This is a genomic window from Rhizobacter sp. SG703 (assembly GCF_012275445.1).
Lineage (GTDB): Bacteria > Pseudomonadota > Gammaproteobacteria > Burkholderiales > Burkholderiaceae_C > Rhizobacter.
Genome location: NZ_JAAZQK010000002.1, coordinates 1 through 21,995 on the forward strand (window position 1 = coordinate 1; position 21,995 = coordinate 21,995).

Consider the following 21,995-nt stretch of genomic DNA (forward strand, 5'->3'; position numbering starts at 1 on the left):
ACCGGCGTGGCGGAATGGTAGACGCACGGTAACAACCGTCCCCGCGAGGGGTGCAGGCTTCGATACCTGCCGCCAGGAATTTCGGCATGCGGCCAAAATCTGCCGCTCTCCACCGACTGCTTTCTGCCCGTCTGTGGGGCTTCCAGCTGTCGGCGCAGCGAGCGCGAGGCGCCCCATCGCAGCGCTCTGACCAACTACATTCCTTCTTCAAAGCTTCGATGAAACTTTGTTGGTCACGACCTGACCAGAGCTTGCTTCCTCGATCCAGACACTCGATCGTTCCTTGGTCAGTTCGCCATTGACCCGGTAGACAACGTCAGCCGTCGGAGTGAATTCAACGATGCCCTCCACGGAAAAGAACGTGCCTGCCGCTTTGCTAGCCAGGGCCTCGATCGGCGCGGCGGTCACGTGCGTGCCGACAAGCTTCACTTTCATCGACATCGCTGTCAGCCGTCGCGCCGTATTGCGCGTCGTGAGAGCGAACCCATTGCCAGAACTTGCCTGTCGCGAGGCAATCAGTGCGTTGTTGATCTGATTGCCGTCAACCGCCTCGACAACGAAGCATCTGGCCTTTGATCCGCTCTCTGCGACACAGTTGTCGCCCACCAGCGCCGTCGGCCCAGCGTACCCAGGGGGAATCGGCTCCTGCAGATTGGCGCAGCCGCCCAGAAGACCAATCAGAACAATGGGAATGAGGACTCGCAAACTACTCTCCAGGTTGAGTGTCAGCTGATCATCCTACTAGAGGTGAAGGCAAAAACTGACCATGGGATCTTCACGAACCCGATGGCCGTCGGCTCCCATCGGGTGTCCGCTTCCAGACACCGAGTCAGGCTTGACGAATGTCGCTGATGGGTCGATAGCTCCGCTTCGCAACTCGCGAGAGCAGCCGTTCGACCAAGTTGGCGCCGCCAAACGGCCCTATCCGCTCAGGCGTTGCAAGCCGGCCGCTCGGGTACGTTACGTGGGGCTCGACGCGAGGTGCGACGAACGCCTTCCTTCGGTCCGAGCCGTCGCTTGGTGGCTGGACATGACCCAACGCAACCAGCCTGACGCTGACGCTCGGTGCTCACTTGCCGTCGCCCACCGGCCATTCAACGTGAGATGGATCGATGTATCCGCCGCCGCGCCAACTCTTCGAGGTGCGCGGACAGACGGTTGATCCAGACACGGCGCTGCTTGTCGTACGTGTGCAGGTTGTAGATCCCCTTGCCCCCCTCCTGCATGTGCCCCAGCATCGCCTCGCCTACGTCGTCAGGGCACTCCAGCGACGTGAGGAAGGTGCGAGAGGTGCGCCGAAGATCGTGCGGTGACCAGTGAGTAACCTGAAGACGTGGCCGAGCATGCTCCGGCCGTGTCTTGCTGTACGGCTGGTGGTAATGCACCGCCGTCTGGATCGTCTTCTGCAACACGTGGCCACCTTCCCCTGGCGAGGGAAACAGGAAACCTTCGTGCACCTCCATGCGTCGGCGCACCACGTCGAGCGCCCGGCCAACCAGCGGCACCCGGAAGTCCGTGGCGTTCGCGTGCCGCGCGTTCTTGGTCTTCGCCTTCGGCACGGTCCACCACCAGCCGTCCTTCTCCTTGGTCACCTCCCTGGATTCCATCGCCATGATCTCGGCGCCTCGCGCAAGCGTCCACAGGTAGACGGTCAGCGCGTCCTCGACCAGGCGGGGAAAGTTCGGAAGCCAAGCGACGAGCGCACCAGCCTCTGCTGTACTGAGTGCCCGTTTCGAAGTGCCGATCGACTCGCCGGAAATCTTCTTGCCCTTCGAGCGCAGCCGCCCGCGCATGTTCTGGCGCCACCAGTTCGGCGTGGACTCCGGGATCCGCCCGGCATCGAGCGCGTAGTCCCACGCAGCTCCCAACTCGGCCCGCAGCTTCGCCGCCTGCACAGGGATGTGCTGCAGCGACTCCAGCAGGTCGAAGCATTGCCGCCGGGTCAGCGCGGAAGCCGGCTCCGCGTCGAGCGGGCCGAGCATCGTGTCGAACATGCGTCGCACTTCGATCGCCCCCTTGGGCTTGCGGGCTCGATCGACGTGTCCGACCAGATAGTCCTCGCACAGGATGCGCACCGTGTACCCGCGATCCTGCTGCTCCTGCTTTGCAGCCACACGGGCCGTCCGCTCGGCCTCCCGCGCCTGGCGCTTCGACAGCGCAGGATCGCCGCCCGCGTCGCGCTCCCCGCGCAAACGCTCCCACTCGGCCGCCGCCGCTGGAAACGACATTGCTGGCCAACGTCCCAGGCCGACCTGGCGCATCCGCGTGTCGACCGGACTGCGGTACCGATAGGTCCAAGCGCGTCGGGTTTGAGTGGCTTCGAGACGAAGGCCTGGGCAGCCGTCGATGGTAAGGTGCGCGCTTGGCTGAAGTGCCTTGGCTGCGCGGGCGTCGAACTGCATTGCGCTCCCTGCAAGCGTAGGTTTTCTGGAAGACCAGGTCGCAGCCCAGCGTAGGTTTCGATTTTAGAAGTCCGCAAACCTACGCAGAACGCCCAAGTTCCCCCAAGTTTCCATACGCGCCGAAAAGTCCATCGTGAGCATGTCATCCGACAAAAATACTCAGCAATTCAATGACTTAGCGGAAGAATCGCCCGCCAGCCGGGCTCCCGCGTCGACGCCCATTTCGGCCCATACCCCAATGATGCAGCAGTACCTGCGCATCAAAGCCGAGCACCCCGACACGCTCGTCTTCTACCGCATGGGCGATTTCTACGAGCTGTTCTTCGACGACGCCCGGCGCGCCAACAAGCTGCTCGACATCACGCTGACCAGCCGCGGCCAGAGCGGCGGCGAGCCGGTCGTGATGGCCGGCGTGCCCTTCCATGCCGTCGAGAGCTACCTGGCCAAGCTGATCAAGCTGGGCGAGGCCGTCGCGATCGCCGAGCAGGTCGGCGACGTCGCCACCGCCAAGGGCCCGGTCGAACGCAAGGTGGTGCGCGTCGTCACCCCCGGCACCGTCACCGACACCGAACTGCTCGCCGACAAGCGCGACGCGCTGCTGCTCGCCGTCTCGCAGCGAACCCACCGCGGCGTCACCGGCTATGGCCTGGCCTGGCTCGGCCTCAGCAGCGGCCAGCTCGGGCTGACCGAATGCACCGAGCGCGAACTGCCCGGCTGGCTCGCCCGCCTGAATGCCGCCGAGGTGCTGGTCGACCGCGACCAGGTGCCCGCCGCCATCGCGCAGGCCCGCCACGCGATCACCCACCGACCCGGCTGGCAGTTCGACACCGCGCTCGGCCTGCGCAAGCTGTGCGAGCAGCTGCGCGTCGCCAGCCTCGCCGGCTTCAACGCACAGGAGCTCGGCATCGCGCAAGCCGCTGCCGCCGCGCTGCTGAGCTATGCCGAACACACCCAGGGCCAGGCGCTGGCACACATGCGCGCGCTGCAGGTCGAGCGCAGCGGCGACCTGCTCGACCTGCCGCCCACCACGCACCGCAACCTCGAACTCACGCAGACGCTGCGCGGCGACGACTCACCCACGCTGCTGTCGCTGCTCGACACCTGCCGCACCGGCATGGGCAGCCGCGCATTGCGCCACTGGCTCACGCACCCGCTGCGCGAACGCACCGTCGCGTCGCAACGCCATGACGCGCTCGACGTGCTGATCGAGCACGGCGTCGAGCCGCTGCGCGAGACGCTGCGCGGCATCAGCGACGTCGAACGCATCACCGCCCGCGTCGCGCTGCGCCAGGTGCGCCCGCGCGAGCTGACCGGCCTGCGGGCCACGCTGCAGGCCCTGCCCGCGCTACGCGATCGCGTACCGCGCCAGGCGCTGCTGCTCGAGATGCTGGCCGAGGCACTGACCCCGTCGCCCGCCATCGAAGCCCTGCTGCGCAGCGCGATCGCCGACGAGCCGTCGGTGATGCTTCGCGACGGCGGCGTGATCGCGCGCGGCTTCGACGCGCCGCTCGACGAGCTGCGCGACATCAGCCAGAACTGCGACGCCTTCCTGATCGACCTCGAGACCCGCGAGCGCGCCCGCACCGGCATCGCCAACCTGCGCGTGCAATACAACAAGGTGCACGGCTTCTACATCGAGGTCACGCAGGGCCAGGCCGCCAAGGTGCCGACGGACTACCAGCGCCGCCAGACGCTGAAGAACGCCGAGCGCTTCATCACGCCCGAACTGAAGGCCTTCGAGGACAAGGCCTTGTCGGCACAGGAGCGCTCGCTCGCGCGCGAAAAGATGCTCTACGAGCAGGTGATCGACCAGCTGCAGGCGCACCTGGAGGCGCTGTCGGGGCTGGCCCGCGCGCTCGCAAGCCTGGATGCATTGGCGGCATTGGCCGAACGCGCCGACACGCTGAACTGGACCCGCCCGCAGTTCGTGCGCGAAGCCTGCATCGACATCACGGCCGGCCGCCACCCGGTGGTCGAGGCGCGCCTGGCCGAGACCGGCGGCGGCAACTTCATGGCGAACGACTGCCGGCTCGACGCGGCGCGCAAGATGCTCGTGATCACCGGTCCGAACATGGGCGGCAAGAGCACCTTCATGCGGCAGGTCGCGCTGATCGTGCTGCTGGCGGCGATCGGCTCGTTCGTGCCGGCCGACGCCTGCCGGCTCGGGCCGATCGACGCGATCCACACCCGCATCGGCGCGGCCGACGACCTGGCCAATGCGCAGTCGACCTTCATGCTCGAGATGACCGAGGCCGCCGCCATCATCCACAGCGCCGGCGAACACTCGCTGGTGCTGATGGACGAGATCGGCCGCGGCACCTCCACCTTCGACGGCCTCGCGCTGGCGGGCGCGATCGCGAGCCACCTGCACGAGCGCAACAAGAGCTTCACGCTGTTCGCCACGCACTACTTCGAGTTGACCGAATTCCCGGTCAAGCACGATCGCGCGCTGAACGTGCACGTGTCGGCGGCCGAGAGCGGCGACGACATCGTCTTCCTGCACGACATCCAGGCCGGCCCGGCAAGCCGCAGCTACGGCGTGCAGGTCGCGCGGCTGGCCGGCATGCCCGGCACGCTGGTGCGCCAGGCGCGCGCGACGCTGGAGGCGCTCGAAGCGCAGCAGCACGCGGGCAGCGCGCAGATCGACCTGTTCGCAGCACCCGCGCCCGAGGCCGAGAAACCCGTATCGGCCATCGAGCGGGCGTTGGCCGGCCTCAACCCCGATATGCTGTCGCCGAAGGAAGCGCTCGACGCGCTGTACCGCCTGAAGAACCTGCAGGACACCCCGTCATGACCTACTGCGTGGGCATCAAGCTCGATGCCGGCCTCGTCTTCCTGTCCGACTCGCGCACCAACGCGGGCCTGGACCAGATCAGCACCTACCGCAAGATGATGGTCTACGAGAAGACGGGCGACCGCTTCATGGTGCTGCTGTCGGCCGGCAACCTGTCGATCTCGCAGTCGGTGCGCGAGATCCTGCAGGTCGAGAAGCTGGACAACGGCGACGAACCGCCGATCACGATCTGGAACTGCACCAGCATGTTCGACGCCGCCCGCGTGCTCGGCAGCGCGGTGCGCCGCGTCTACGACCAGGATGGCCCGTCGCTGAAGCAGGCCGGCGTCGACTTCAACGCGTCGATGATCCTCGGCGGCCAGATCAACGGCGAGGCGATGCGGCTCTTCCTGGTGTATTCGGCCGGCAACTTCATCGAGGCCACCCGCGAGACCTGCTACTTCCAGGTCGGCGAATCGAAGTACGGCAAGCCGGTGCTCGACCGCATGATCACGCCGCACACCGCGCTCGACGAAGCCGCCAAGTGCGCGCTGGTGTCGATGGACTCGACGCTCAAGTCCAACCTGTCGGTCGGCCTGCCGCTGGACCTGCTGGTCTACGAGGCCGACACCTTCCAGACGCAGCAGATGGTCTGCATCGACGAGCGCAACCCGTACTTCGCGATGATCCGCAGCACCTGGGGCCAGCGGCTGCGCCAGGTGTTCGAATCGATCGACGACCCGCAGTGGGACGGCAGCGCCGCCGAGCACCCGCTGTGCGTGCCGTCCGAGCGCTTCGAGCCGATGCGCAAGATCACGCACCCGGGCGAGAAGATCGTCTGATCGATGGCTGAGCGCGGCTGCATCGTCTTCTCGCACGCCAACAGCTTTCCGGCCGGCACCTACCGGCAACTGTTCGCAGCCTGGCGCGCCGCCGGCCACGAGGTGCATGCGATCGAGAAGCTCGGCCACGACGAGCACTACCGCGTCACCAACAACTGGCCGCTGCTGCGCAACCAGTTGATCGCGTTCATCGAGCAGCACGCCTCGGCCGGGCCGGTCTGGCTGGTCGGGCATTCGCTGGGCGGCTTCCTCAGCGTGCTGGCGGCATCGAAGCGGCCCGACCTGGCGCGCGGCGTCGTGCTGCTGGACTCGCCGCTGATCGGCGGGCTGCTGGCGCGCACGCTGCAGGTGGCCAAGGCGACCGGCATCGGCAAGCGCTTCTCGCCGGGCCACGTCTCGAAGCGCCGCCGCCAGCACTGGCCAAGCGCCGAGGCGGCGTTCGCGCATTTCGAATCGAAGCCGGCCTTCGCGCGCTGGGCGCCCGGCGTGCTGCGCGACTACATCGCCGCCGGCATCGAGCCGTCGGGCCATGGCCAGTCGCTGGCCTTCCGGCGCGAGGTCGAGACGCAGATCTACCACACGCTGCCGCACCACATCCCGCGGCTGCTGTTGCGCCGCCCACTCGGCTGCCCGATGGCGTTCATCGGCGGCACGCAGTCCGCCGAGGTGCGCCAGGTCGGCATGAAGGCCACCGAGCGGTTCACGCAGAGGCGCATCTCGTGGATCGAGGGCTCGCACCTGTTCCCCTTCGAGCAGCCGGGGCAAACGGCCGCCGAGGTGCTGCGCTGGCTGGGGGAGTTCGAGCAAGGGGCCGAAACTGCGCGCCTATAATCGCGCTTTACCACCACGGCAATCGTCGACAAGGCGCTTGCTGACCCTGCAATGACCAAGTTCGTCTTTGTCACCGGCGGTGTGGTGTCCTCGCTGGGCAAGGGCATCGCGGCTGCATCGCTTGCAGCGATTCTCGAATCGCGCGGCCTCAAGGTCACCCTCATCAAGCTGGATCCGTACCTCAACGTCGATCCGGGCACCATGTCCCCCTTCCAGCACGGCGAGGTGTACGTCACCGACGACGGCGCCGAAACCGACCTGGACCTCGGCCACTACGAGCGCTTCATCACGACGCGCATGAAGAAGGCCAACAACTTCACCACCGGCCAGATCTACAAGAGCGTGCTCGAGAAGGAGCGCCGCGGCGACTACCTCGGCAAGACGGTGCAGGTCATTCCGCACGTCACCAACGAGATCCAGGAATTCATCAAGCGCGGCGCGGCCTTCGGCACCGAGCAGGCGGTCGACGTGGCCATCGTCGAGGTCGGCGGCACCGTCGGCGACATCGAATCGCTGCCCTTCCTCGAAGCCGCGCGTCAGATGAGCCTGCGCATGGGCCCGAACAACACCGCGTTCGTGCACCTCACCTACGTGCCGTGGATCGCCGCCGCCGGCGAGCTGAAGACCAAGCCGACCCAGCACACCGTGCAGAAGCTGCGCGAGATCGGCATCCAGGCCGATGCGCTGCTGTGCCGCGCCGACCGCCGCATCCCCGACGAAGAACGCGAGAAGATCTCGCTGTTCACCAACGTGCCCGAATGGGGCGTGATCTCGGTGTGGGATGCCGACACCATCTACAAGGTGCCGCGCATGCTGCACGAACAGGGCCTCGACGGGCTGATCTGCGACAAGCTGCGCATCAACACCCCGCCGGCCAACCTGAAGCGCTGGGATGCGCTGGTCGACGAGGTCGAGCACCCGAAGCGCGAGGTCACGATCGCGATGTGCGGCAAGTACACCGACCTGTCCGATTCGTACAAGTCGCTGAACGAAGCGCTGCGCCACGCCGGCATCCACAACCATGCCCGCGTCAACATCGAGTACGTCGATTCCGAAACGCTGACGGCCGACAACGTCGCCCAGCTGGCGCGCTACGACGCGATCCTGGTGCCCGGCGGCTTCGGCAAGCGCGGCGTCGAAGGCAAGATCCTGACCGCCCAGTTCGCCCGCGAGCACAAGCTGCCCTACCTGGGCATCTGCCTGGGCATGCAGGTCGCGACGATCGAGATCGCGCGCCACAAGGCCGGCCTCGCCAACGCCAACAGCACCGAATTCGAGCCCGACACGCCGCACCCGGTGATCGCGCTGATCGACGAATGGCAGGATGCCGACGGCTCGATCCAGACCCGCGACGCCAACTCCGACCTGGGCGGCACGATGCGCCTGGGCGCGCAGAGCTCCGACGTGACGCCCGGCACGCTGGCGCACGAGATCTACGGCGACGTCGTCAACGAGCGCCACCGCCACCGCTACGAAGCCAACGTCAACTACCTCGACCAGCTGCGCGAGGCCGGCCTGGTGATCTCGGCGCTGACCCAGCGCGAGAAGTTGACCGAGATCGTCGAGCTGCCGCGCACGGTGCATCCGTGGTTCATGGGCGTGCAGTTCCACCCCGAGTTCAAGTCGACGCCATGGGAAGGCCACCCGCTGTTCCGCTCCTACATCCAGGCCGCGCTCGCGCACCAGACCGCCCGCAGCGAGCAGCCGCAACCCGAGAAGGCCGCGGCATGAAGCTCTGTGGATACGACGTCGGCCTCGACAAGCCCTTCTTCCTGATCGCCGGCCCCTGCGTCGTCGAGACCGAGCAGCTACAGCTCGACGTCGCCGGCCAGCTGAAGGAAATGACCGCCGCGCTGGGCATCCCGTTCATCTTCAAGTCGAGCTACGACAAGGCGAACCGCTCGTCGGGCACCTCGTTCCGCGGCCCCGGCATGGAGCGCGGGCTCGAGATCCTGGCCAAGGTCAGGCGCGAGATCGGCGTGCCGGTGCTGACCGACGTGCACAGCACCGAAGAGATCGAACACGTGGCCTCCGTCGTCGACGTGCTGCAGACGCCGGCCTTCCTGTGCCGCCAGACCGATTTCATCCGCGCGGTCGCGCAGTCGGGCAAGCCGGTCAACATCAAGAAGGGCCAGTTCCTCGCGCCCGGCGACATGAAGAACGTCATCGACAAGGCCCGTGCCGCCGCGCGCGACAAGGGCCTGCCGGAAGACAGCTTCATGGCCTGCGAGCGCGGCGCGAGCTTCGGCTACAACAACCTCGTCAGCGACATGCGTTCGCTGGCCATCATGCGCGACACAGGGGCCCCGGTGGTCTTCGACGCGACCCATTCGGTGCAGCTGCCCGGCGGCCAGGGCACGAGCTCCGGCGGCCAGCGCGAGTTCGTGCCGGTGCTGGCGCGCGCGGCCATCGCGGTCGGCGTCGCGGGCGTCTTCATGGAGACGCACCCGAACCCGGCCGAGGCGCTGAGCGACGGCCCGAACGCGGTGCCGCTGAAGCGCATGAAAGCGTTGCTGTCCACGCTGGTGGAACTCGACCGCATCACCAAGAAGAACGGCTTCATCGAAGCCGATTTCAACTGACCGCCAGAATCACCCTAGCAGTAGTCGAAAACCTGAAGGAAGACTGAATGAGTGCCATTGTTGACATCGTCGGCCGCGAGATCCTCGACAGCCGCGGCAACCCGACCGTCGAATGCGACGTGCTGCTGGAATCCGGCGTGATGGGCCGTGCCGCGGTGCCTTCGGGCGCATCGACCGGCTCGCGCGAAGCGATCGAGTTGCGCGACGGCGACAAGAACCGCTACCTCGGCAAGGGCGTGCTGAAGGCCGTCGAGCATGTGAACACCGAGATCAGCGAAGCGGTGCTCGGCCTCGACGCGTCGGAGCAGGCCTTCCTCGACCGCACGCTGATCGACCTGGACGGCACCGAGAACAAGAGCAGGCTGGGCGCGAACGCGACGCTGGCGGTCTCGATGGCGGTGGCACGCGCCGCGGCCGAAGAAAGCGGCCTGCCGCTGTACCGCTACTTCGGCGGCTCGGGCGCGATGCAGATGCCCGTGCCGATGATGAACGTCATCAACGGCGGCGCCCACGCGAACAACAGCCTCGACCTGCAGGAGCTGATGATCATCCCGGTCGGCGCGCCGAGCTTCCGCGAAGCGATGCGCTATGGCGCCGAGGTGTTCCACGCGCTGAAGAAGATCATCAACGACAAGGGCATGAGCACCGCGGTCGGCGATGAAGGCGGCTTCGCGCCCAGCGTCGCGAGCCACGAAGCGGCGATCCAGCTGATCCTGCAGGCGATCGACAAGGCCGGCTTCGTCGCCGGCGAGCAGATCGCGCTCGGCCTCGATTGCGCCGCCAGCGAGTTCTACAAGGACGGCAAGTACGTGCTGAGCGCCGAAGGCCTGACGCTGAGCGCGCCCGAGTGGACCGACATCCTCGCGACCTGGGTCGACAAGTACCCGATCATCAGCATCGAAGACGGCATGGCCGAAGGCGACTGGGACGGCTGGAAGCACATCACGGAGCGCCTGACGACCAAGGTGCAGCTGGTGGGCGACGACCTGTTCGTCACCAACACCAAGATCCTGAAGGAAGGCATCGACAAGCGCATCGCGAACTCGATCCTGATCAAGATCAACCAGATCGGCACGCTGACTGAAACCTTCGCCGCGATCGAGATGGCCAAGCGCGCCAACTACACCGCGGTGATCAGCCACCGTTCGGGCGAGACCGAAGACTCGACGATCGCCGACATCGCCGTCGGCACCAATGCCGGCCAGATCAAGACAGGTTCGCTGAGCCGTTCGGACCGCATGGCGAAGTACAACCAGTTGCTGCGCATCGAAGAAGACCTGGGCGACGTCGCGAGCTACCCCGGCCGCGGCGCGTTCTACAACTTGCGCTGATCCGCAGCCGCTGTTCTCGACGTGCGCCTCGTCACCCTCGGCCTCATCGCGTTGCTGGTGCTCGTCCATGCCGAACTCTGGTTCGGCAAGGGCGGCGTGCCGCGCGTGATGGAGCTGCAGGCCAGGCTGGAGCAGAAGAAGGGCGAGAACGACGCGGCGCGCGCGCGCAACGAGCGCCTGGTCGCCGAGGTCAGCGACCTGAAGGAAGGCCTGGAGATGGTCGAGGAGAAGGCGCGCTTCGAGCTCGGCATGGTCAAGCCGGACGAGATCTACGTCCAGGTGTCGACCGCCAGACGCCCCTGACATGACCGACCTGCTGCAGGGGATGCAGCCGCTGTTCGCCCCGGCTTTCACGCTGTGGGGCTCGCCGGTCAGCTGGGTCGAGGCGATCGCCTTCGTGCTGGCGATCGCGATGGTGGTCTGCAACATCCGCGTCAACCCACTCGGCTGGCCGCTGGCCATCGTCAGCTCGCTGCTCTACGTCGCGCTGTTCCGGGACATCAAGCTGTACGGCGACGCCAGCCTGCAGGTGTTCTTCGCGGCGATCGCCGGCTGGGGCTGGTGGCAGTGGCTGCGCGGCACGCAGCGCGACGGCCGCGCGCTGCAGGTGCGCTCGATGGGTCCGCGCGGGCGGCTGGCGGTGATCGCCGCGACGCTCGCGCTGTGGCCGGCGCTGGGCTGGTTCCTGAAGCACCACACCGACACTGACGTGCCCTGGTGGGACGCCTTCCCCACCGCGGCGAGCGTCGTCGGGCAATGGCTGCTCGGTCGCAAGTACGTCGAGAACTGGCCGACCTGGGTGGTCGTGAATACCGTCAGCGTCGGGCTGTTCGCCTACAAGGGGCTGTGGCTGACGGCCGTGCTGTACGCGATCTTCGTCGGCATGTCGTTCGCCGGCTGGCAGGCGTGGCGGCGGGTCGAACGCACCACATGAGCCGCATCATCGCGATCGTCGGTGCCGAGAGCACCGGCAAGACGACGCTGGCCGGCGAGCTGCAGGCCTCGTTGCAGCGCGACGGGCATTCGGTCGCGCTGGTCGGCGAATACCTGCGCGAGTTCTGCGACCGGCACGCGCGCACGCCGCGCGTCGACGAGCAGGCGGCCATCGCGCGCGAGCAGTCGCAGCGCATTGCACGCGCCGCCGAAGCGAACGACATCGTGATCGCCGACACCACCGCGCTGATGATCGCGGTCTACAGCGAGCAAGTGTTCGGCGATCGCAGCCTGTACGACAGCGCGATCGAGGCGCAGCGCGGCTGCACGCTGACGCTGCTGACGGCGCTCGACATCCCGTGGCAGGCCGACGGCCTGCAGCGCGACGGGCCGCAGGTGCGCGAGCCGGTCACGGCGCTGGTGCGTGCGGCACTCGGGCGTGGCGGCATCGGCTATTCGGTGGTGGCCGGCACCGGGCCGTCGCGGCTGTCGCACGCGCTGCTGGCGGTGCGGCATGCGCTGCTGGCGCCTTCGCTGCTCGACGAAGCCCGCGCGAACCCGCGCTGGCAGTGGGTCTGCGAGCGCTGCGGCGATGCGGAGTGCGAGCGGCATTTGCTGCCGTAGGCGCTGGAGGCGCGAGCGCCGATCGCCCCGGATTTGCGGACAGGCTTACGTCATCGTCCCGGCAATCACGACGACGACGATCACCACCCCGATCGTCAGGTTCACCGCCACCCAGTCGCGGATCGCCTTCAGCGCGACACCGGCCGCCGGCCAGTCCTGCGCGGCACTCGCCCGCTGCACGCGCTTGAACAGCGCGAAGCGGATATGCCCGAAGATCGCGACCATCAGCAGACCGAGCCCGGCCATCACGCTCCATTCGAGCGGCATGTTGAACGGACCGCCGGTCGCCCTGGTCGTCGTCGCGACCCGGCCCACCATCCAGCCGCCGCTCAGCACGGTGAGCAACGCGACCCACAGCACGATCGCGAAGAAGCGCTGCAGCACCGCCTGCATCAGCGGCACGCGCTCCGCCGGCGGCAGCTGCGCCGCGCCCGGCCGCAGGCAGAACAGCGTGAAGAACATGCCGCCAAGCCAGACGATCACCGACAGGAAGTGCAGCGCCTTGAGGCTGGCGTAGAGCATCGCGGTTGTCCTTTGAAGTTCAGTTCAGCGTCGTGCTGCCCGGCGGCTGGTCGCGCGCGATCGTGAAGAGCTCGCCGACGTCGACCGCGTCGAAGTGGTACTTCAGCCCGCAGAAATCGCAGCCCACCTCGACCCGACCCTGCTCGGCGACCACGCCGTCGACCTCGTCGCGGCCCAGGCCCTTCAGCATCGCGCCGACGCGCTCGCGCGAGCAGGTGCACGCGAAATGCGGCCCCAGCTCGCCGGTCATCGGCGGGAAGCGGCGCACCGACTCCTCCCAGAACAGCCGGCGCAGCACGGTCTCGGCGTCGAGCGTCAACAGTTCGTCGGCGGTGAGCGTCGAGGCCAGGTGCGAGATGCGGTTGTAGCCCTCGTCCAGCCCGATGTCGTCTTCATTGCGGCGCCCGCCGAGGTTGCCCTCGCCTTCGACCGGCAGGCGCTGGATCAGCAGCCCGGCCGCCACCTGGTCGTTGGCCGCGAGGATCAGGCGCGTGTCGAGCTGCTCCGACTGCAGCATGTAGTGCTCGAGCACGTCGGCCAGCTTGCGCAGCGGCTCTCCGCGGTCGCCGTGCAGCGCGACCACGCCCTGGTAGGGCTGCTGGCCGGGGCCGCGCGGCTTCGGGTCGAGCGTGATCGCGCAGCGGCCCTTGCCGGCGGCGTTGACCATCGCGTCGAGGCGAGCGTCGGGGGCGACATCGCCGACCACCTTGGCGGTGACGCGGAACGCCAGGTCGGACTGCACCTCGGCCACCGCGAGCTTGACCGGCCCGTCGCCGAAGATCTGCATCACCAGCGCGCCTTCGAACTTGATGTTCGACTGCATCAGCACCGCCGCGGCCGACATCTCGCCGAGCAGCGCGCGCACCGCGGGCGGGAACGCATCGGACGCCTCGGCGCGCCGGCGCAAGATCTCGACCCACGAATCGGTCAGCCGCACCAGCATGCCGCGCACCGGCAGGCCTTCGAACAGGAACTTGTGCAATTCGCTCATGACAGCCCCTCATCCGACGGGTACGACGGGTACGTCGGACGGTCCCCTCGGAGGACCGCGGGCCGGCTTGGGAGCGGCCCGGCGCTCGTCCCGCGCTTGCTCATCGACTGTCCTTTTTCAATTCAGCCCGGTAGCGCCGGGCGTTCTCGACATAGTGTGCGGCGCTCTTCTCGAGCCCCTGCATCTGCTCGGGCGACAGCTGCCGCACCACGCGGGCCGGCGTGCCGAGGATCAGCGAGCCGTCCGGAAAGCTCTGGCCTTCGGTGACCAGTGCGCCGGCGCCGACCAGGCAGTGACTGCCGATCCTCGCGCCGTTCAGCACCACGGCCTGGATCCCGATCAGCGAATGATCGCCGATCGTGCAGCCGTGCAGCATCGCCTGGTGCCCGACCGTCACGTTCTCGCCGACCGACACCGGAAACCCCGCATCGGCATGCACGACGCTGTTGTCCTGGATGTTGCTGCCGCGGCCGATCGCGATGCGCTCGGTGTCGCCGCGGACCACGACGCCGAACCAGACGCTCGCGTCGTCGCCCAGGCTCACATTGCCGATCACGCGGGCGCTGTCGGCCACCCAGGCCGATGCAGCGATGTCGGGAGACAGCTCCCCCAGTTGGTAGACGGCCATGGCAAGCGTCCGAAATGCAGAGCCTATGATTCTAGGGATGAACCCGCGACAGCGCGCCCTGGAGGTCTTGAGCCTTCGCGACCCGGCCGACAAGGCAACGGCGGCGCGTGCGCTGTTCGATCAGCTCGATGCGGCGCGGATCGATCCCGACGAGGCCATCGCGGTGCCCGCGGACCTGCCCGGCCGCCCCGGGCGCCCTCGCCTGGTGCCGCCGAAGGAGGTCGCGATGCGCTCGGCCTTCACGCCCGAGGGCCGCGCGGCGTTGCTGCATGCGATCGCGCACATCGAGTTCAACGCGATCAACCTGGCGCTCGACGCCGCCTTCCGGTTCGCCGGCATGCCGGTGGCCTTCTATGCCGACTGGCTGCGCGTCGCGAGCGAAGAGGCGCTGCACTTCTCGCTGCTGCGCGAGCACCTGCGCAGCTTGGGACGTGACTACGGCGACTTCGATGCGCACGACGGCCTGTGGCTGATGACGCAGCGCACCGCGGGCGACGTGGTCGCACGCATGGCGCTGGTGCCGCGCACGCTGGAGGCGCGCGGGCTCGATGCGACGCCGCCGCTGCAGGCCAAGTTCCGCAAGGCGGGCGACGAGCGCACGGTCGAGATCCTCGACGTGATCCTGCGCGACGAGATCGGCCACGTCGCGATCGGCAACCACTGGTACCGCTGGCTGTGCCGGCGCGACGGGCTCGACCCGATCGCGCACTACGCGCTGCTGGTGCGGCAGTACGAAGCCCCGCGGCTGCGCCCGCCGTTCAACCGCGAAGCCCGCGAGGCGGCGGGGTTCAGCGCGGAGGAACTGGCCTTCCTGACGCAGCCATGAGCCTTGCCGGCTCGGCCACGAACCACCGCTTCAACCCGAGGAAGCGCTTCTCGAACAGGTGGTACGACACCATCGCGAGACCCAGCGTGACCAGCGTCGCGACCGCGATGTAGGCCACCGCCACCGCGCTGCCGGCGTGTTCGTACAGCCCGAGCGACTGCAGCAGCGGCTTGCCGGCCAGGTCGTGCAGCGGCTTGTGGAAGACGTACATGCCGTAGCTGTAGCGGCCCAGCAGGCGCAGCGGCGCGGCGCGCAGCCAGCCGACCCAGCCGCGGGCCGCCACGCCGTCCGCCACCGCATCGCCCGCGGCGGCGGCCACCACCCCGAGCGCGAACACCAGCGCCAGCACGCTGTAGCCGAGCGTCTGCCCAAGCGGCGAGGTGCGCGGGTAGCCGCGCGTCGCGACGAATCCGACGGCCGCAAGCACCAGCGCCGCGGCGATCAAGCGCTGGCGCAGCGCGATCGCCCGTGCCGGTGCGCCGGGCAGCTGCAGCCATGCCGCCGCGGCGCCGCCGATCGCCAGCGCGTCCAGCCGCGTCACGGTGAACGAGTACACCGGGTCCGGTCCCAACCCGGCCGCCAGCATGCCGATGCGCACGCCGAGGATCGCCAGCGCGATCGCACCGCACCAGCGCAGCACCTGCGCGGCCGAACGCCGGTGCACCAGCAGCGGCCACAGCAGGTAGAACTGCTCCTCCACCGCGAGCGACCAGAAATGAGGAAACGCATGCGACGCGCTGCCGTAGGGCGCGGTCCAGTTCGACAGGTACAGCCACAGCCACAGCTGCTGCGGCCGGTCGGCCTCCCAGCGCGCCGGCATCGCGCCCAGCGCCGGCAGCAGGATGAACGCGACGGCCAGCGTCGCGTAGTACAGCGGGAAGATGCGCAGCAGGCGCCGCCCGAAGAAGGCGAAGTAGTAGTTCGGCGCATCCTGCGTCTGCAGCAGGATGCGGGTGATCAGGAACCCGCTCAGCACGAAGAACAGTTGCACGCCGATCCAGCCGAGGTCGAACGCGAGTTCGGCCACCCGCCCGATCAGGTCCGGCGGCCCTTCGAGGATCTGGAAGTTGTGGCACAGCACCAGCGCGATGGCCAGGCCGCGGACGCCGTCGAGCGCGGGAAGGTGCTGCGGAATGCGCGCAGCAGGAGAGGAATTCATGGGAACGTTCCGGGGTCGAGGCCGTTTGTAGCATCGGGCTGCGCCGCGCGACACCCCGTATCCACGGGCCGCGGCGGTCGGTGCAACCCGGCGACCACCCCACCGGGAAACCGGTTTCGGCCGGCTTACACTCCACCGGCCCGCGACTTGCTATGGCTCGCGGACCCAACAATCCCGTTCTCACACAGACCACCCCAGGGGTATCCATGACCGCATTGACCACCCGTCGCTTCCTGCAGACAGCCGGCCTGGCCGTCGCCGGCCTGCTGCTCGCCGCCTGCAGCAAGCAGGAGCCCACCGCCGCCGCGCCGGCCGCTTCGGCGCCCGAAGCCGTCGCCTCCGCACCGGCCCCGGCGCCTGCCAAGGTCTACGCCGTCGGCACCGACGCCGCGTACGCACCGTTCGAATCGCAGAACGAGAAGGGCGAGATCGTCGGCTTCGACATCGACGTCGTCACCGCCATCGCGAAGAAGGCCGGCATCGAGGTGAAGTTCACCAACACGCCGTGGGAAGGCATCTTCAACACGCTCGGCCAGGGCGACCGCGACCTGCTGGTCTCGGCGATCACGATCACCGACGAGCGCAAGCAGACGATGGACTTCGCCGGTCCCTACTTCGACGCGCAGCAGCTGATCGCCGTCAAGAAGACCTCGAAGATCTCGAAGTTCGACGACCTGAAGAAGCTGAAGGTCGGCGTGCAGACCGGCACCACCGGCGACGAGGTCGTCAGCAAGCTGCAGGGCAAGACCAGCACCAACATCAAGCGCTTCGAGTCGACCCCGCTCGCGCTGAAGGAGCTGGAAGCCGGCGGCGTCGACGCGGTCGTGGCCGACAACGGCGTGGTCATCAACTACGTCGCCAACAACGCCGACAGCAAGTTCAAGACGGTCGCCGACAAGGCCTTCGCGCCCGAGCAGTACGGCATCGCGGTCAAGAAGGGCAACACCGAGCTGCTCGAGAAGCTGAACAAGGGGCTGGCCGACATCAAGGCCGACGGCACCTACGACCAGATCTACGCGAAGTACTTCGGCGCGCCGGCAGCCGCCGCGCCGGCCGCTTCGGCCGCGTCGAAGTAAAGCCGCACCGAGCCGGTCATGGACTTGCGCTGGAGCATTCTGGCCGGCTACGGCCCGCTCTTCCTGTCGGGCCTGTGGAACACGATCCTGCTGACGCTGATCGCGATCGGCGCCGGGCTGCTGCTCGGCGTCCTGCTCGGCCTGGTCAGCAGCTCGCGTGACGCGCCGCCCCCGAAATCGCTGCCGGCGCGCTGGTTCCTGACCGCGCTGCGCTCGGTCACGCTGGCCTACGTGACCTTCTTCCGCGGCACGCCGCTGTTCGTGCAGATCCTGCTGGTGCATTTCGCGCTGATGCCGGCGCTGATCCACCCGGATGGCGGCCTGCTGCTCAGCGGCGAGGCCGCCCGCGACTTCCGCCAGCAGCACGGCGCGTTCTTCTCCGGCGCCCTCGCGCTGACGCTGAACGCCGGCGCCTACATCTCCGAGATCTTCCGCGCCGGCATCCAGAGCATCCACCTCGGGCAAACCCAGGCCGCCTACAGCCTGGGCCTGACGCACCCGCAGGCGATGCGCTTCATCGTGCTGCCGCAGGCCTTCCGCCGCATGATGCCGGCGCTGGTCAACGAGGGCATCACGTTGATCAAGGACTCGTCGCTGGTGTCGGCGATCGGCCTGGCCGAACTGGCGCTGGCCGCCCGCACCGTGGCCGGCACCTACTCGCGCTATTGGGAGCCCTACCTCGCGATCTCGGCGCTGTACCTCGTGCTGACGCTGCTGCTGTCGATGCTGGCCAAGCGCCTGGAAGCTCCCGCTCACTTGCGCGGTCGTTGAACCCCGCGGCGTCCGCCGCGGGCAGATGTCGTTTGGTCACAACATTTCTGGCAAGGTTTCGCGCGTTCGTGTCGACGGTTTTCGCCATCGAAGCCTCCCCCGCATAACATTTGCGTCTTGCACCTTCAAGACAAAAGCAAAGGGTGCAGCAGAACCATGAACATCCCAACCCCAAGGACAGCTTCCATGAAACGCTCCCTCATCGTCGCCGCGCTGGCCACCGTTGCCGCAGGCACCTCGTTCGCACAAAGCAGCGTCACGATCTATGGTCGCCTGAACGACTCCGTCGAGCGCCAGAAGACCGGCGACGACAGCATCTACGCACTGCAGAACAACGCTTCGCGCATCGGCTTCAAGGGTGTCGAAGACCTGGGCGGCGGCCTGAAGGCCGGCTTCCAGCTGGAACACGGCTTCAACGCCGACAACGGCAAGCAAAGCCAGACCGCCTTCTGGGCCCGCCAGTCGGAAGTCTTCCTGCAAAGCGCCGAACTGGGCACGCTGCGCCTGGGCAACTTCACGAGCGAGTCGTACTACGCGACGGCCGACTACGTGAGCATGCACAACCATGACACCGGCACCTCGTCGGACGCGCTGTACCAATACGTCATGCGCGACACGAACAAGGTCGCATGGCGCGCGCCGGAATTCGTGAAGAACCTGTCGCTGGAAGCGGCCGTGTCGGCAGGCGAAGCAGTTCCGGGCCAAGAGAAGGCCTATGACCTGGCCGCCAACTACTCGGCCGGCAACCTGGCCCTCGGCGCCGGCTTCTCGAAGAACAAGTCCGACAAGCAGTTCGCCGTCCGCGCGCTGTACACGCTGGGCGACTTCACGTTCGGCGGCTACTACCAGCGCGCCGAGCTGGGCAGCACGTTCCAGCCGCTCGACGGCAAGGTCAACATCGTGCGCCTGTCGGGCATGTACGCCGTCGGCGCTTCGGAGTTCCACCTGAACGTCGGCTTCGCCGGCAAGCTCGACGACATCGACGACACCGATTCGCGTCAAGCCACCGTCGCGTACAACTACAACCTGAGCAAGCGCACCAAGCTGTACGCCTTCTACACGAAGGTCGACAACAAGGCGCTGGCCACCTATGCGACCGGCAAGGCCGGCGTCGACTTCAGCTCGATCGCCGCAGGCATCCGCCACAACTTCTGATCCCTGCACCCGCAGGATCGAAGCAGGAAGGCCGGTCGCAAGACCGGCCTTTTTTGCTTTCAGCCCAGGAAGTAGCGCTTCAGGCCGGCCAGCACCATCTCGACGGCGATCGCCGTCAGCACCAGGCCCATCAGCTTCTCGATCGCCGAGACGACCGAATCGCCGAGCAGGCGGCGGATGCGGTCGCACAACATCAACACCGCACCCGACACCGCCATCGCCGCCGTCAGCGCGGCCACCCAGTCGAGCAGGCGGTCCGGTTGGCGCGAGGCCAGCAGCAGCACGGTCGCCATCGCCGACGGGCCGGCCAGCAGCGGCACCGCGAGCGGGAAGATCAACGGCTCCCTGCCCTCGGTCGTGCCGTACACGCCGCCTTCGTGGCTGAAGATCATCCGGATCGCCACCATCAGCAGGATCACGCCCCCGGCGACCTCGAGCGAGCGCTCCGACAGGTGCATCACGCGCAGGAAGCCGTTGCCGAAGAACATGAAGAAGAACAGCACGCCGAACGCGATGCCGACCTCGCGCATCGCGACCCAGCGGCGCCGCTGCTTCGGCACCTCGCGCATGATCGGAATGAAGATCGGCAGGCTACCCAGGGGGTCGAGCACCAGCAGCAGCAGCACGAAGGCAGAAAAGAAACTGTGATCCATGCTCAACGGCCTCGCCAGAACAGGGCGTCCAGCTCCTTCATCGTGATCTGCCGCCAGGTCGGTCGGCCGTGGTTGCACTGGTCGGAGCGCTCGGTGCGTTCCATGTCGCGCAGCAGCGCGTTCATCTCGTCGATCGTCAGCTGCCGGTTCGCACGCACCGCGCCGTGGCAGGCCATCGTCGACAGCAGCTCGTCCTGCGCGCGCTGGATCACGCTGCTGGCGTCGTACTGCGACAGCTCGGCCAGCACGCTGCGCGCCAGCTCGACGACGTCGCCGCCGACCAGCGCCGCCGGCTGCGAGCGCACCGCCAGCGTCGTGGCCGACAGCGGCGAGACGTCGAGGCCCAGCGTGCGCAGGTTGTCGGCCTGCGCCTGGGCGGTCGCGATCTCCTGCGCGGTCGCGGCGAACGTGGCCGGGATCAGCAGCGGCTGGCTGTCGATCGCGGTGCTGCCGAGGCTCGCCTTCAGGCGTTCGTAGACGATGCGCTCGTGCGCCGCATGCATGTCGACGATCACCAGCCCGTGGCTGTTCTCGGCCAGCACGAACACGCCGCCGATCTGCGCGACCGCGCGGCCGAGCGGCCATTCGTCGCGCTGGAAGTCGAGCGCCGGCGCTGTCGACGGCACCGCAGAAGGCGTTGCGAGAACCGGTGCCACGCGTGCCGGCGGCACGGCATCGCCACCACCACCCCACAGCGTCGCGACCTGCTGCAGCCCGAGCGCGCCCTGCACCTGCGGGCGCATCGGCGACGGCGCGTAGCCGCCACCGGCGAACGACGGTGCCGGCCGTGCCGCCGGCAGCGCGCCGTAGCCGGCCAGGTGTTCCGACGCGAGCAGCACGCCGGCGACGCCACCGGCCTCGTCGCCGGCGGCCACCGCAGCGCGCGGCGCGGCCAGCGCGCCTTCCACTGCACGGCGCACCGCCTGGTGCACCTCGCGCGAATCGCGGAAGCGCACCTCGATCTTGGTCGGGTGCACGTTGACGTCGACCCGGTCGGGCGCGATCTCGATGAACAGCACGTAGGCCGGCTGGCGCCCGCCGTGCAGCACGTCCTCATACGCGGATCGCACGCCGTGGGCGATCAGCTTGTCGCGCACGTAGCGGCCGTTGACGTAAACATACTGCTGGTCTGCGCGCGCGCGGGCCGCAGCCGGCGTGCCGGCACGACCGGTGATGCGCATCGGGCCGGCTTCGAGCAGCACCTCGCAGCTCTGCTCGACGAACTCATCGCCCATCACGTCGCGGATGCGCTGGGCCTGCGCCGCGCGGCGCCACTGCTGCGACAGCTTGCCCTCGTGCCACACCGCGAAGCCGACGTCCGGCCGCGCGAGCGCATGGCGGCGCACCGCATCGAGGCAGTGCGCGAACTCGGTCGCGTCGGTCTTCAGGAACTTGCGGCGCGCCGGCGTGTTGAAGAACAGCTCGCGCACCTCGACGCTGGTGCCGATGCCGCGCGCTGCCGGCACCAGTTCGCCGGAGCGCGCGTCGAGCCGCTGCGCATGCGGCGCGCCTTCGGTGCGGCTCGCGATGCCGAGCTCGGCCACCGACGCGATGGCCGCCAGCGCCTCGCCGCGGAACCCCATCGTGACGACGCCTTCGAGTTCGGCCAGCGACGCGATCTTGCTGGTGGCATGCCGGCGCAGCGCGAGCGGCAGTTCGTCGCTCGGGATGCCCTGCCCGTCGTCTTCGACCAGGATGCTGCGCACCCCGCCGGCCACCAGCTTGACGGCGATCTCGCGGCCGCCGGCATCGAGCGCGTTGTCGACCAGCTCGCGCACCACCGAAGCCGGCCGCTCGACCACTTCGCCGGCGGCGATCTGGCTGATCAGCTCATCGGGCAGCTCGCGGATCGGACGGCGGGGAACGGGCTGCAAAAGGGCATTCATCCAGAAGATT

Annotated in this window: 21 protein-coding genes; 13 read left to right on the top strand and 8 right to left on the bottom strand. The window is 68.0% G+C overall.

Annotated elements, in window-relative coordinates:
- Nucleotides 1–207: 207 nt before the first annotated feature.
- Together FHT26_RS03025 and FHT26_RS03030 are read right to left on the bottom strand one after the other, a co-directional pair.
- Entirely contained in the window at nucleotides 208–705 is a 498-nt protein-coding gene (locus tag FHT26_RS03025) for a hypothetical protein (RefSeq protein ID WP_168558712.1), read from the bottom strand.
- 389 nt (nucleotides 706–1,094) lie between these two features.
- Nucleotides 1,095–2,402 (bottom strand): tyrosine-type recombinase/integrase, encoded by a 1,308-nt coding sequence (locus FHT26_RS03030; protein WP_168558713.1) that lies wholly within the window; start codon nucleotides 2,400–2,402, stop codon nucleotides 1,095–1,097.
- A 238-nt stretch (nucleotides 2,403–2,640) separates the two neighbouring features.
- Here FHT26_RS03030 and mutS point away from each other — a divergent pair, with 238 nt between their 5' ends.
- Genes mutS through FHT26_RS03075 form a run of 9 tightly spaced genes read left to right on the top strand, consistent with a single transcriptional unit; the run spans nucleotide 2,641 to nucleotide 12,318 of the window.
- Nucleotides 2,641–5,196, top strand: coding sequence for a DNA mismatch repair protein MutS (mutS, locus tag FHT26_RS03035; RefSeq protein WP_168558714.1), 2,556 nt, complete (start codon nucleotides 2,641–2,643; stop codon nucleotides 5,194–5,196).
- Nucleotides 5,193–6,017, top strand: coding sequence for a proteasome-type protease (locus tag FHT26_RS03040; protein ID WP_168558715.1), 825 nt, complete (start codon nucleotides 5,193–5,195; stop codon nucleotides 6,015–6,017). Before mutS ends, FHT26_RS03040 begins: the two co-directional genes overlap by 4 nt.
- Before the next feature lie 3 nt (nucleotides 6,018–6,020).
- Nucleotides 6,021–6,848: an alpha/beta fold hydrolase gene (locus tag FHT26_RS03045; RefSeq protein WP_168558716.1), complete on the top strand. Its 828-nt coding sequence runs from the start codon at nucleotides 6,021–6,023 to the stop codon at nucleotides 6,846–6,848.
- A gap of 51 nt (nucleotides 6,849–6,899) precedes the next feature.
- On the top strand, nucleotides 6,900–8,579 hold the full coding sequence (pyrG, locus tag FHT26_RS03050; protein ID WP_168558717.1) for a CTP synthase: 1,680 nt from the start codon (nucleotides 6,900–6,902) through the stop codon (nucleotides 8,577–8,579).
- Nucleotides 8,576–9,430 (top strand): 3-deoxy-8-phosphooctulonate synthase, encoded by an 855-nt coding sequence (kdsA, locus tag FHT26_RS03055; RefSeq protein WP_168558718.1) that lies wholly within the window; start codon nucleotides 8,576–8,578, stop codon nucleotides 9,428–9,430. Before pyrG ends, kdsA begins: the two co-directional genes overlap by 4 nt.
- A gap of 47 nt (nucleotides 9,431–9,477) precedes the next feature.
- Nucleotides 9,478–10,761, top strand: coding sequence for a phosphopyruvate hydratase (eno, locus tag FHT26_RS03060; protein ID WP_047594661.1), 1,284 nt, complete (start codon nucleotides 9,478–9,480; stop codon nucleotides 10,759–10,761).
- 21 nt (nucleotides 10,762–10,782) lie between these two features.
- Complete coding sequence (gene ftsB / locus FHT26_RS03065) at nucleotides 10,783–11,064, top strand: cell division protein FtsB (protein WP_168558719.1); 282 nt, start codon at nucleotides 10,783–10,785, stop codon at nucleotides 11,062–11,064.
- Between the two features lies 1 nt (nucleotide 11,065).
- Complete coding sequence (pnuC, locus tag FHT26_RS03070) at nucleotides 11,066–11,695, top strand: nicotinamide riboside transporter PnuC (RefSeq protein ID WP_246867700.1); 630 nt, start codon at nucleotides 11,066–11,068, stop codon at nucleotides 11,693–11,695.
- Nucleotides 11,692–12,318 carry an AAA family ATPase gene (locus tag FHT26_RS03075; RefSeq protein WP_168558720.1) on the top strand — a complete coding sequence of 209 codons (627 nt, stop codon included), beginning with the start codon at nucleotides 11,692–11,694 and terminating at the stop codon, nucleotides 12,316–12,318. The genes pnuC and FHT26_RS03075 overlap by 4 nt, the downstream gene beginning before the upstream one ends.
- A gap of 45 nt (nucleotides 12,319–12,363) precedes the next feature.
- On the opposite strand, the gene FHT26_RS03080 is transcribed toward FHT26_RS03075, so the two are convergent.
- The 3 genes from FHT26_RS03080 to FHT26_RS03090 form a co-directional block, all read right to left on the bottom strand.
- Entirely contained in the window at nucleotides 12,364–12,840 is a 477-nt protein-coding gene (locus tag FHT26_RS03080) for a CopD family protein (protein ID WP_168558721.1), read from the bottom strand.
- A 19-nt stretch (nucleotides 12,841–12,859) separates the two neighbouring features.
- On the bottom strand, nucleotides 12,860–13,831 hold the full coding sequence (gene hslO / locus FHT26_RS03085; RefSeq protein ID WP_168558722.1) for an Hsp33 family molecular chaperone HslO: 972 nt from the start codon (nucleotides 13,829–13,831) through the stop codon (nucleotides 12,860–12,862).
- 100 nt (nucleotides 13,832–13,931) lie between these two features.
- Nucleotides 13,932–14,459, bottom strand: coding sequence for a gamma carbonic anhydrase family protein (locus FHT26_RS03090; RefSeq protein ID WP_168558723.1), 528 nt, complete (start codon nucleotides 14,457–14,459; stop codon nucleotides 13,932–13,934).
- 37 nt (nucleotides 14,460–14,496) lie between these two features.
- Here FHT26_RS03090 and FHT26_RS03095 point away from each other — a divergent pair, with 37 nt between their 5' ends.
- Nucleotides 14,497–15,285 carry a ferritin-like domain-containing protein gene (locus FHT26_RS03095; protein ID WP_168558724.1) on the top strand — a complete coding sequence of 263 codons (789 nt, stop codon included), beginning with the start codon at nucleotides 14,497–14,499 and terminating at the stop codon, nucleotides 15,283–15,285.
- On the opposite strand, the gene FHT26_RS03100 is transcribed toward FHT26_RS03095, so the two are convergent.
- A complete protein-coding gene (locus FHT26_RS03100) occupies nucleotides 15,248–16,444 on the bottom strand; it encodes an acyltransferase family protein (protein WP_168558725.1) in 1,197 nt (398 codons plus the stop codon). The two genes, FHT26_RS03095 and FHT26_RS03100, sit on opposite strands and share 38 nt — an antisense overlap.
- Before the next feature lie 206 nt (nucleotides 16,445–16,650).
- On the opposite strand from FHT26_RS03100, the gene FHT26_RS03105 reads away from it, so the two are divergent.
- From FHT26_RS03105 to FHT26_RS03115, 3 genes are all read left to right on the top strand, one after another.
- A complete protein-coding gene (locus tag FHT26_RS03105; RefSeq protein WP_168558726.1) occupies nucleotides 16,651–17,520 on the top strand; it encodes a basic amino acid ABC transporter substrate-binding protein in 870 nt (289 codons plus the stop codon).
- Nucleotides 17,521–17,538: 18 nt separating this feature from the next.
- Nucleotides 17,539–18,291 (top strand): amino acid ABC transporter permease, encoded by a 753-nt coding sequence (locus tag FHT26_RS03110; RefSeq protein WP_168558727.1) that lies wholly within the window; start codon nucleotides 17,539–17,541, stop codon nucleotides 18,289–18,291.
- Nucleotides 18,292–18,477: 186 nt separating this feature from the next.
- Nucleotides 18,478–19,446 carry a porin gene (locus tag FHT26_RS03115; protein ID WP_168558728.1) on the top strand — a complete coding sequence of 323 codons (969 nt, stop codon included), beginning with the start codon at nucleotides 18,478–18,480 and terminating at the stop codon, nucleotides 19,444–19,446.
- A 59-nt stretch (nucleotides 19,447–19,505) separates the two neighbouring features.
- On the opposite strand, the gene FHT26_RS03120 is transcribed toward FHT26_RS03115, so the two are convergent.
- Both FHT26_RS03120 and mutL read right to left on the bottom strand, forming a co-directional pair.
- Nucleotides 19,506–20,099 (bottom strand): MarC family protein, encoded by a 594-nt coding sequence (locus tag FHT26_RS03120; protein ID WP_210427237.1) that lies wholly within the window; start codon nucleotides 20,097–20,099, stop codon nucleotides 19,506–19,508.
- A 2-nt stretch (nucleotides 20,100–20,101) separates the two neighbouring features.
- On the bottom strand, nucleotides 20,102–21,985 hold the full coding sequence (mutL, locus tag FHT26_RS03125) for a DNA mismatch repair endonuclease MutL (protein ID WP_168558730.1): 1,884 nt from the start codon (nucleotides 21,983–21,985) through the stop codon (nucleotides 20,102–20,104).
- Nucleotides 21,986–21,995: the final 10 nt, after the last annotated feature.

Bases quoted from the DNA above. Each gene is read 5' to 3' on its own strand.
- eno (WP_047594661.1), top strand. From the start codon at position 9,478: ATGAGTGCCATTGTTGACATCGTCGGCCGCGAGATCCTCGACAGCCGC.
- kdsA (WP_168558718.1), top strand. From the start codon at position 8,576: ATGAAGCTCTGTGGATACGACGTCGGCCTCGACAAGCCCTTCTTCCTG.
- FHT26_RS03095 (WP_168558724.1), top strand. From the start codon at position 14,497: ATGAACCCGCGACAGCGCGCCCTGGAGGTCTTGAGCCTTCGCGACCCG.
- FHT26_RS03115 (WP_168558728.1), top strand. From the start codon at position 18,478: ATGAAACGCTCCCTCATCGTCGCCGCGCTGGCCACCGTTGCCGCAGGC.
- mutL (WP_168558730.1), bottom strand. From the start codon at position 21,985: ATGAATGCCCTTTTGCAGCCCGTTCCCCGCCGTCCGATCCGCGAGCTG.
- hslO (WP_168558722.1), bottom strand. From the start codon at position 13,831: ATGAGCGAATTGCACAAGTTCCTGTTCGAAGGCCTGCCGGTGCGCGGC.
- FHT26_RS03030 (WP_168558713.1), bottom strand. From the start codon at position 2,402: ATGCAGTTCGACGCCCGCGCAGCCAAGGCACTTCAGCCAAGCGCGCAC.
- FHT26_RS03075 (WP_168558720.1), top strand. From the start codon at position 11,692: ATGAGCCGCATCATCGCGATCGTCGGTGCCGAGAGCACCGGCAAGACG.
- FHT26_RS03040 (WP_168558715.1), top strand. From the start codon at position 5,193: ATGACCTACTGCGTGGGCATCAAGCTCGATGCCGGCCTCGTCTTCCTG.
- pyrG (WP_168558717.1), top strand. From the start codon at position 6,900: ATGACCAAGTTCGTCTTTGTCACCGGCGGTGTGGTGTCCTCGCTGGGC.
- mutS (WP_168558714.1), top strand. From the start codon at position 2,641: ATGATGCAGCAGTACCTGCGCATCAAAGCCGAGCACCCCGACACGCTC.
- FHT26_RS03080 (WP_168558721.1), bottom strand. From the start codon at position 12,840: ATGCTCTACGCCAGCCTCAAGGCGCTGCACTTCCTGTCGGTGATCGTC.
- FHT26_RS03120 (WP_210427237.1), bottom strand. From the start codon at position 20,099: ATGGATCACAGTTTCTTTTCTGCCTTCGTGCTGCTGCTGCTGGTGCTC.
- FHT26_RS03045 (WP_168558716.1), top strand. From the start codon at position 6,021: ATGGCTGAGCGCGGCTGCATCGTCTTCTCGCACGCCAACAGCTTTCCG.
- FHT26_RS03110 (WP_168558727.1), top strand. From the start codon at position 17,539: ATGGACTTGCGCTGGAGCATTCTGGCCGGCTACGGCCCGCTCTTCCTG.
- FHT26_RS03090 (WP_168558723.1), bottom strand. From the start codon at position 14,459: ATGGCCGTCTACCAACTGGGGGAGCTGTCTCCCGACATCGCTGCATCG.
- FHT26_RS03100 (WP_168558725.1), bottom strand. From the start codon at position 16,444: ATGAATTCCTCTCCTGCTGCGCGCATTCCGCAGCACCTTCCCGCGCTC.
- FHT26_RS03105 (WP_168558726.1), top strand. From the start codon at position 16,651: ATGACCGCATTGACCACCCGTCGCTTCCTGCAGACAGCCGGCCTGGCC.
- pnuC (WP_246867700.1), top strand. From the start codon at position 11,066: ATGACCGACCTGCTGCAGGGGATGCAGCCGCTGTTCGCCCCGGCTTTC.